Below are 1,599 nucleotides of genomic sequence, written 5' to 3' on the forward strand. Positions count from 1 at the left end.
TGACAGGAGTGTGAGACGCGCCCCGACGTCCGACCGGACGTCGGGGTGGAGACGGGGCCCAGGCAGGGGCCCGAAGCGGTCCGGTTCCGCCGGACACGAAGGAACAACGAGGCTGGAGAAATGCGCAGAGCAAAGATCGTTTGCACCATCGGACCCGCGACCGAGTCGAAGGAGCAGCTCCGGGCGCTCGTCGACGCCGGGATGGACGTGGCGCGGATCAACCGCAGCCACGGCAGCGCCGAGGAGCACGCAGCCGTCTACCACGGCGTGCGTGAGGCCGCTGCGGCGTCGGGCCGTTCGGTCGCGGTGCTCGTCGACCTGCAGGGCCCCAAGATCCGCCTGGGCCGCTTCGGCGGCGACGAGAAGCACTGGCTCAACGAGGGTGACGTCTTCACCATCACGACCGAGGACGTCGTCGGCACCAAGGAGCTCGTCTCCACGACGCACAAGGGTCTGCCGGGCGACGCTCGCGTCGGTGACCCGATCCTCATCGACGACGGCAAGGTGCTCGTCCGCGTCACGGCCGTCGAGGGCCCGCGCGTCGTGACGCGGGTCGAGGTCGCAGGCCCCGTGTCGAACAACAAGGGTCTGAACCTCCCGGGTGTCGCGGTCTCCGTGCCGGCGCTGTCCGACAAGGACCGCGACGACCTGCGCTGGGCGCTGCGCATCGGCGCGGACATCATCGCGCTGTCGTTCGTGCGTTCCGCCGCGGACTTCGACGACGTCAAGGCGATCATGGACGAGGAGGGCCGCACGGTTCCCGTCGTCGCGAAGATCGAGAAGCCGCAGGCCGTCGAGAACCTCGCCGAGATCGTCGACGCGTTCGACGGTGTCATGGTCGCGCGTGGTGACCTCGCGGTCGAGCTCCCGCTCGAGCAGGTCCCGCTCGTGCAGAAGCGCATCGTGGAGATGGCTCGCCGCAACGCGAAGCCGGTCATCGTCGCGACGCAGGTGCTCGAGTCCATGACGAACTCGCCGCGCCCCACGCGCGCCGAGGCGTCGGACTGCGCGAACGCCGTCCTGGACGGGGCGGACGCCGTCATGCTCTCGGGCGAGACGAGCGTCGGCGAGTTCCCGATCCTCACGGTCGAGACGATGGCCCGCATCATCGAGGCGACGGAGGAGGCCGGCCGCGAGCGCATGGCTCCGCTCGGCTCGACGCCGCACACCCGCGGTGGCGCGATCACGCGTGCCGCTGCGGAGATCGGTGAGATCCTCGGCGCGAAGTACCTCGCGACGTTCACGCAGTCGGGTGACTCGGCGCGCCGCATGTCGCGTCTGCGTTCGTCGATCCCGCTGCTGGCCTTCACGCCGCGTGAGCACGTGCGCAACGTGCTGTCGCTCTCGTGGGGCACGCAGACCTACCAGGTGCCGGAGGTCCAGAACACCGACGCCATGGTCGGCCAGGTCGACACGACCCTGCAGGCCAACGGTCTCGCCGAGGTGGGCGACCTCGTGGTCGTCGTCTCGGGTGCGCCCGTGGGCCAGCCGGGCACGACGAACTCGATCCTCGTGCACCGGATCGGTGACAGCACGGACGTCTGATCCGCGCTGACCCCTGATCGACGACGGCCCCGGTGGCCGGCCGCGCTCCTCGCG

Annotated in this window: 1 protein-coding gene; it reads left to right on the top strand. The window is 70.2% G+C overall.

What is annotated here, in order from left to right; genetic code table 11:
- Positions 1–120: 120 nt before the first annotated feature.
- Entirely contained in the window at positions 121–1,545 is a 1,425-nt protein-coding gene (pyk, locus tag ACFRCR_RS18665; RefSeq protein ID WP_191795974.1) for a pyruvate kinase, read from the top strand.
- Positions 1,546–1,599: the final 54 nt, after the last annotated feature.

The organism is Oerskovia sp. NPDC056781 (assembly GCF_042789955.1).
GTDB classification, from domain to species: Bacteria; Actinomycetota; Actinomycetes; order Actinomycetales; family Cellulomonadaceae; genus Oerskovia; species Oerskovia rustica.